The organism is Streptomyces sp. NPDC005566, assembly GCF_040605575.1.
Classification (GTDB): domain Bacteria; phylum Actinomycetota; class Actinomycetes; order Streptomycetales; family Streptomycetaceae; genus Streptomyces.
Genome location: NZ_JBEXDB010000046.1, coordinates 1 through 7,649 on the forward strand (window position 1 = coordinate 1; position 7,649 = coordinate 7,649).

1 protein-coding gene is annotated in these 7,649 nt (G+C 71.5%); it reads left to right on the plus strand.

From position 1 onward, the window contains the following. Window positions 1-7,649 (plus strand): SDR family NAD(P)-dependent oxidoreductase (locus tag ABZS61_RS34535; RefSeq protein ID WP_356430412.1); only part of this gene is annotated, 7,649 nt, incomplete at both ends.

The following is a 7,649-nucleotide window of genomic DNA, read 5'->3' on the forward strand; positions in this document are numbered from 1 at the left end:
CCCAACGGCCCCTCCCAACAACGCGTCATCCACCAAGCCCTCACCAACGCCCACCTCACCAGCACCGACATCGACCTCGTCGAAGCCCACGGCACCGGCACCCGCCTCGGCGACCCCATCGAAGCCCAAGCACTCCTGGCCACCTACGGCCAAAACCGAGGCGACGAACCCCTCTGGGTCGGCTCCGTCAAATCCAACATCGCCCACACCCAAGCCGCCGCCGGCGTCGCCGGCGTCATCAAGATGGTGATGGCCCTCCGCCACGGCCTCATGCCCGCCACCCTCCACGTCGACGAGCCCACACCACAGGTCGACTGGTCGGCGGGTGCGGTGGAACTCCTCACCGAAGCACGCGCCTGGCCCGAGACCGACGACCGGCCGCGCCGCGCCGCGGTCTCCTCCTTCGGCATCAGCGGCACCAACGCCCACGTCATCCTCGAACAAGCCCCGGAACCAGAACCCGAACCGACTCCTGCGACGCGACAGGCACCAGGGCTGGTGCCCTGGGTGGTGTCGGCAAAATCCGACACCGCACTGCGGGCACAGGTCGAACAGCTGCGGTCCTTCGTGGCCGAGAAGCCTGAGCTCAACGCCGTCGACGTGGCCTGGTCGCTCGCGACCAGCCGGACCGCGCTCGAACACCGCGCGGTCCTGTCCGCAGACACCACACTCGCCACCGGTGTCCCAGGCGGAGGCAAGACCGCGTTCCTGTTCACCGGTCAGGGCTCCCAGCGCACCGGCATGGGCCTCGGCCTGTACGAACAGTTCCCGGTGTTCGCCGAAGCCTTCGACGCGGTCTGCGCCCGCCTCGACGTACGACTGGAACGTCCCCTGCGCGAGGTCCTCACCGACGGCGTCGAGCTGGATCGGACAGCATGGGCGCAGGCCGGGCTGTTCGCCCTCGAAGTCGCCCTCTTCCGTCTCGTCGACTCCTGGGGCGTCACCCCCGACGTGCTCCTGGGCCACTCCCTGGGCGAGATCACCGCCGCTTACGTCGCGGGCATCCTCGACCTGGACGACGCCTGCACGCTGGTCGCCGAACGCGGCCGCCTCATGCAAGCCCTGCCTGAAGGCGGCGGCATGCTCGCCGTCCAGGCCACCGAAGCCGACGTCGCCGACTCCGGCCTGGACCTCGCCGCCATCAACGGCCCGAACTCCGTAGTCCTCTCCGGCACCACCGAAGCCATCGAGCGCTACGCGGCCGAATGCGCCGAGCGGGGCCGCCGGTTCACCGTCCTGTCGGTGTCGCACGCGTTCCACTCAGCCCTCATGGAACCCATGCTCGACGAGTTCGCGGCCGTCCTGGCCGGCCTGACCTTCCACCCGGCCCGGATCCCGGTCGTCTCGAACCTCACCGGAGCCGTCGCCGAACCCGGCGCCATGCAACAGCCGGAGTACTGGCTGAACCAGGTACGGCAGCCGGTCCGCTTCGCCGACGCGGTCGCGGCTGCCGCAGAGTTCGGCGTGACACGGTACGTGGAACTCGGCCCCGACGGAGTCCTGTCGGCCATGGCCCAGGACACCGCCACCGAAGCCGACTTCATCCCCCTCCTGCGCAAGGACCGCGACGAGACCGACACTGCCCTCACCGCGATCAGCCGCCTCTGGGCCACAGGCACCGACATCGACTGGACCGCCGTCTTCGCCGGCTGGGGAGGCCGAACGGTCGACCTGCCCACCTATGCCTTCCAGCGCGCCCGGTACTGGCCGGAGCCGCTGGTTCAGGCGGCCGGCGGTGATCTGGTCGACGCGGCGTTCTGGGAAGCGGTGGAGCGCGAGGACCTGCGGGAACTCGTCGGCCTGGAGTCGGCGCTGCCGGCCCTGTCCGCGTGGCGACAGCGCCATCAGGAACGTTCGGCCCTGGACTCATGGCGCTATCAGGTCACGTGGAAGCCGCTGACCGAACCGGTTCCGGAGGCCCTGTCCGGCACCTGGGTAACCGTCGGTTCCGAGGACGCCGACGTGTCCGCGGCACTGTCCGCCGCGGGCGCGACCGTGGTCGGCGTCCCGGCCGACGAGGTGTCGGGGCTGTCCGAGGTGGCCGGGGTGGTGCTGCTCGCGGATGACCTCGTGGGCGCCCTGGCTGTGGTGCAGGCACTGGCTGATGTCGATGCGCCCTTGTGGGTGCTGACGCGTGGCGCGGTGTCGGTGGGCCGTTCGGACCGGCTGGTGGACCCCGGCCTTGCCGCGGTGTGGGGTCTGGGCCGGGTCGCGGCACTGGAGCTGCCGCACCGCTGGGGCGGCCTGATCGACCTGCCCGAGATCCTGGACGCCCGAGCCGGTGCCCGTCTTGCCGGCCTTCTGGCCGCAGGTGGCGGCGAGGACCAGATCGCGGTCCGCGGTTCGGGGGCGTACGGCCGAAGGCTGGCACGTGCGGTACCGGCGACTGTGGTCGGCGAGGGGTGGCAGCCCTCGGGCACCGTCCTGGTCACCGGCGGCACAGGCGCACTGGGTGCGGAAGTGGCCCACTGGCTGGCCGGACGAGGCGTGCCGCACCTGGTACTGACCAGCCGTGCGGGCGTCGCGCCGGAAGGCCTGGCCGAGGAACTGTCCGGCCTGGGCGTGCAGGTCACCATCACCGCCTGCGACGTGACCGACCGGGACGCCCTGGCCGCGGTGATCGCCGGTGTTCCGGAACAGTGGCCCCTCACCGGCATCGTGCACGCGGCCGGGATCGGGGACACGGGAGGGCTTGAGCAGACCTCCGCTGCGGCGTTCGCGGACGTGGTGCGCGCCAAGACCGAGGGCACGGTGCTGCTCGACGAGCTGACCGCGGACCTGACCCTCGACCTGTTCGTGGTGTTCTCCTCCATCGCCGCCACCTGGGGCAGCGGCGGCCAGGCGGCCTACGCCGCCGGCAACGCCTTCCTCGACGCCTGGACACAGCACCGACACGACCGTGGACTTTCCGGCACGTCGATCGCTTGGGGCCCGTGGGCCGGAGCCGGGATGGCGGTCCAGGGCGAGGCGGAGCAGGCACTGCGGCGGCGCGGCTTGCTGCCGATGGATCCGGCCCTGGCGATTCGGGCTCTGGCCGCGGCGGTGGACGGCCGCGAGTCGTGTGTGACGGTGGCCGATGTGGACTGGACGCGGTTCGCCCCGGCGTTCACCTCTGTACGGGCCAGCGCACTGCTGTCGGATCTTCCGGAGGCGTCAGACGCTCCTGAACCGGCGCGCGCGGGCGCATCCGGATCGGCATGGAACCGGCAACTCGCGACGGCAACAGTGGAGCAGCGTCGTCGGCTGGTCCTGGATCTGGTGCGGGCGCAGGCCGCACGGGTGCTGGGGCATGCGGATGAGGAGCCGGTGGAGGCGGGCCGGGCGTTCCGTGACCTGGGCTTCGACTCGTTGATGGCAGTGGAACTGCGCAATCTGCTGGCTTCGCACACCGGGCTGTCCCTGCCGGCGACGCTGGTGTTCGACTACCCGAGCCCGACGGTGCTGGGCGACCACCTCCTGACGCAGCTTGCAGGGGGCGACCAGCCGGACTCCACGCTGCCGACGCACGTCGCGGGTTCGGCGACGCCGGACGAGCCGATCGCGATCGTGGGCATGGCGTGCCGGTATCCGGGCGGAGTGGGCTCGCCGGAGCAGCTGTGGGATCTCGTCGAGGGCGCGGCCGACGGCATCACTCCGTTCCCGGACGACCGGGGCTGGCCGGTGGAAGGCCTGGACGGTGTGGCAGGGCTGGGCGGATTCGTCCATGACGCGGACGAGTTCGACGCCGCCCTGTTCGGGATAAGTCCCCGTGAAGCCCTCGCGATGGACCCGCAGCAGCGGCTGTTGCTGGAGGCGGCCTGGGAGACGTTCGAGTCGGCCGGGGTGGACCCGCGGTCGCTGAAGGGCCGCAGCGTCGGCGTGTTCGCGGGAGCCTCCTCGTCGGGGTACGGCACCAACGGCGTCGCCGGTTCCGAGGGGCATCTGCTCTCCGGCACGGCGAACAGTGTGATCTCCGGCCGGGTGTCGTACGCGTTCGGCCTGGAGGGTCCGGCGGTGACGGTGGACACGGCGTGTTCCTCGTCGCTGGTGGCCCTGCATCTGGCCGCGCAGGCGCTGCGGTCGGGCGAGTGCGGTCTGGCTCTCGCCGGTGGTGTGACGGTGATGGTCAGCCCTGCCGCGTTCGCCGAGTTCGACCGGCAGGACGGGCTCGCCTCGGACGGCCGCTGCAAGTCGTTCGCCACGGCGGCCGACGGTACCGGCTGGGCCGAGGGCGTCGGACTGCTGCTCGTCGAGCGGTTGTCGGACGCCGAGCGCAACGGCCACCGGATCCTGGCTGTCGTACGGGGCAGCGCCGTGAACCAGGACGGTGCGAGCAACGGTCTGACGGCGCCGAACGGTCCGTCGCAGCAGCGGGTGATCCGCCAGGCATTGGCGAATGCCCGGCTGACGGTCGCGGATGTCGACGCGGTGGAAGCCCACGGCACCGGAACGCGTCTGGGTGACCCCATCGAGGCTCAGGCCCTGCTGGCCACCTATGGCCAGGGCCGTGGCGAGGGCGACGAGCCGCTCTGGCTCGGCTCCATCAAGTCGAACATCGGTCACACCCAGGCGGCTGCGGGTGTCGCCGGTGTGATCAAGATGGTGATGGCGATGCGGCACGGTGTGCTGCCGGCGACGTTGCATGTGGATGAGCCTTCGTCCCAGGTGGACTGGTCGGCGGGCGCGGTGGAGCTGCTGACCGAGGCACGTTCCTGGCCGGAGGCCGATCGACCCCGCCGCGCGGCCGTCTCCTCCTTCGGCATCAGCGGCACCAACGCCCACGTCGTCCTGGAGCAGGCGCCGGAGCCGGAGCCGGCCCGGAAGTCGGTGCGGACTCACGTACCGGCTCTGGTGCCATGGCCGGTCTCGGCGAAGTCCGATGACGCGTTGCGGGCACAGGTGGAGCGGCTGCGGTCGTACGTGGCCGACCGTCCCGAGCTGGACGCGGTGGACGTCGGCTGGTCGCTGGCGACGACGCGTGCCGCGCTGGAGAACCGCGTGGTGCTGGCCGGCGAGGACGTACTCGCGGCCGGTGTCGCCGGCGACGGCCGGCTGGCGGTCCTGTTCACCGGTCAGGGTTCGCAGCGTCCGGGTATGGGGCTGGGCCTGTACGAGGCGTTCCCGGTGTTCGCGGAGGCCTTCGACGCGGTGTGTGCCCGGTTCGATGTCCGGCTGGAGCGTCCGCTGCGCCAGGTCATGACCGACGGCGTCGTCCTGGACGGGACGATGTGGGCGCAGGCGGGCCTGTTCGCCCTCGAGGTCGCCCTGTTCCGGCTGGTGGAGTCGTGGGGTGTGGTCCCGGACGTGCTGCTGGGTCACTCGCTGGGTGAGATCACCGCAGCGCACGTGGCCGGGATCCTCGACCTGGAGGACGCCTGCACCCTGGTCGCCGAACGCGGCCGCCTCATGCAGGCGCTACCCGAAGGCGGCGGCATGCTCGCCGTCCAAGCCACCGAAACCGACGTCGCCGACTCCGGCCTGGATCTCGCCGCGGTCAACGGCCCCCACTCCGTTGTTCTGTCGGGTGACGTGGACACGATTGAGCGCTACGCGACGCAGTGCGCGGAGCGCGGCCTGCGGGTCAGTGTCCTGTCGGTGTCGCACGCGTTCCACTCCACCCTCATGGAACCGATGCTGGCCGAATTCGCCGACGTGGTAGGCGGATTGACGTTCCGCCCCGCCAACATTCCGGTGGTCTCGAACCTGACCGGAGCAATCGCGGAACCCGGTGTCATGCAGCAGCCGGAGTACTGGCTGGACCAGGTCCGCCGGACGGTCCGCTTCGCCGACGGTGTCGCCTCCCTCGCGGCCATGGGCGTGACGACCTGCCTGGAACTCGGCCCGGACGGCGTCCTGTCCGGCATGGCCCAGGCCACCGCCGACGACATGCTCTTCGCACCGGCCCTCCGCAAGGACCGCGACGAGACCGACACCGCACTCACCGCCATCAGCCGCCTGTGGACCACCGGAACCGACATCGACTGGCCCGGCGTGTTCAACGGCTGGAACAACCGAACGGTCGACCTGCCCACCTATGCCTTCCGGCGTCGACGGTTCTGGCCGCAGACGTCGCCGATCGGAGCCGGCTCCCCCGGCGCTTCCGGGCACGCGTTGCTGGGTGCGGCGGTGTCCCTGGCCGGCGGCGACGGCATGGTGTTCCACGGCCGTCTGTCCCTCGACGCGCAGCCCTGGCTCGCCGACCATGTGGTGCTGGGCCGCATCGTGGTCCCCGGCACCGCGTTGCTGGAGATGGCGCTGCGTGCGAGTCACGAGGCCGGCTCCGGTCCGGTCAGGGAACTGATCCTGCAGGCGCCGATGATCCTGCCGACGACGGGCGGGGTCCAGGTCCAGGTCCGGGTCGACGATCCGGACACCTCAGGCGATCGTCCGATGCAGGTGTACGCACGCGCCGAAGACACGGACGGCTGGACGCTGCACGCCACCGGGGTCCTGGGTTCCCCTGGAGGGGGAACGCCCGGGTTCGGTCTCGAGGTGTGGCCGCCGCTGCACGCCACGGCAGTTGACCTGGCCGGGTTCTACGAGGCTCTGGTCGCGGCGGGATTCGAGTACGGTCCGATGTTCCAAGGGGTGCGGGCGGCCTGGCGTGACGAGTCGGGTGTCTACGCCGATGTGGTGCTGCCGGACACGAGCACAACTGCGGCGGACGGGCTGGGAATCCATCCCGCCCTGCTCGACGCGGCGTTGCACCCGTGGGGTCTGCTTCCCGGCGACGCCGACGCCTCCGGTCCGCGGCTGCCGTTCGCCTGGTCGGGCGTGGAACTGTTCGCGGTCGGGGCCACTTCACTGCGGGTGGCGATCCGCCCGGAGGGCGAGGGCGTCTCCGTGCAGGCGGCGGACGGCACCGGTCAGCCGGTGGTGCGGGTGGATTCCCTGATGACGCGGGCGGTCTCGCAGGAGCAGTTGCCTGTCGTAGCCTCCCGGGGCGGCTCCCTGTTCGCGGTGGACTGGGTCCCTGCACCGCCCGTCTCCACCGCTGCGGCGGAGGTCGCGGTGGACGCCTCGGCATGGAGGATGCTCCCGGTCGGTACCGGGCCGGTGGACCTCGTGGTCGGCGACGTGCTGCACCGGATCCAGGAGTGGCTGGACGACGCGGAGTCCGCGGAGGCGCGGCTGGCCGTCGTGACCCGCGGTGCGGTGCCGGCAGGGCCGGGAGCCGTAGATGTGGTGGGTGCGGCGGTGTGGGGTCTGGTGCGTTCGGCGCAGTCGGAGCACCCGGACCGGATCGTGCTGCTCGACGTCGACCCGACCACCGACGAAGAGGGTGTGGATCTGGCGCTGTTGGCGGGCGTCGACGAGCCGCAGGTCGCCGTCCGTGACGGTGCGCTGCTGGTGCCCCGTCTGGCCCGTGCCGTGGGCGGCGAGGAGGCCGTGCCGCTGGACGGTGACGGCACCGTACTGATCACCGGCGGCACCGGCACCCTCGGCGGACTCCTCGCCCGCCACCTCGCCACCCACCACGGCATCCGCCACCTCCTCCTACTCTCCCGCCGAGGACCGGACGCCCCCGGCGCCACCGAACTCACCATCGAGCTCGCCGAACTCGGCGCCCAGGCCCGGATCGTGGCCTGTGACGCCGCCGACCGCGACGCCCTCGCAGCCGTCCTCGCGGACATCCCCACCGACACACCGCTCACCGGCGTCGTCCACGC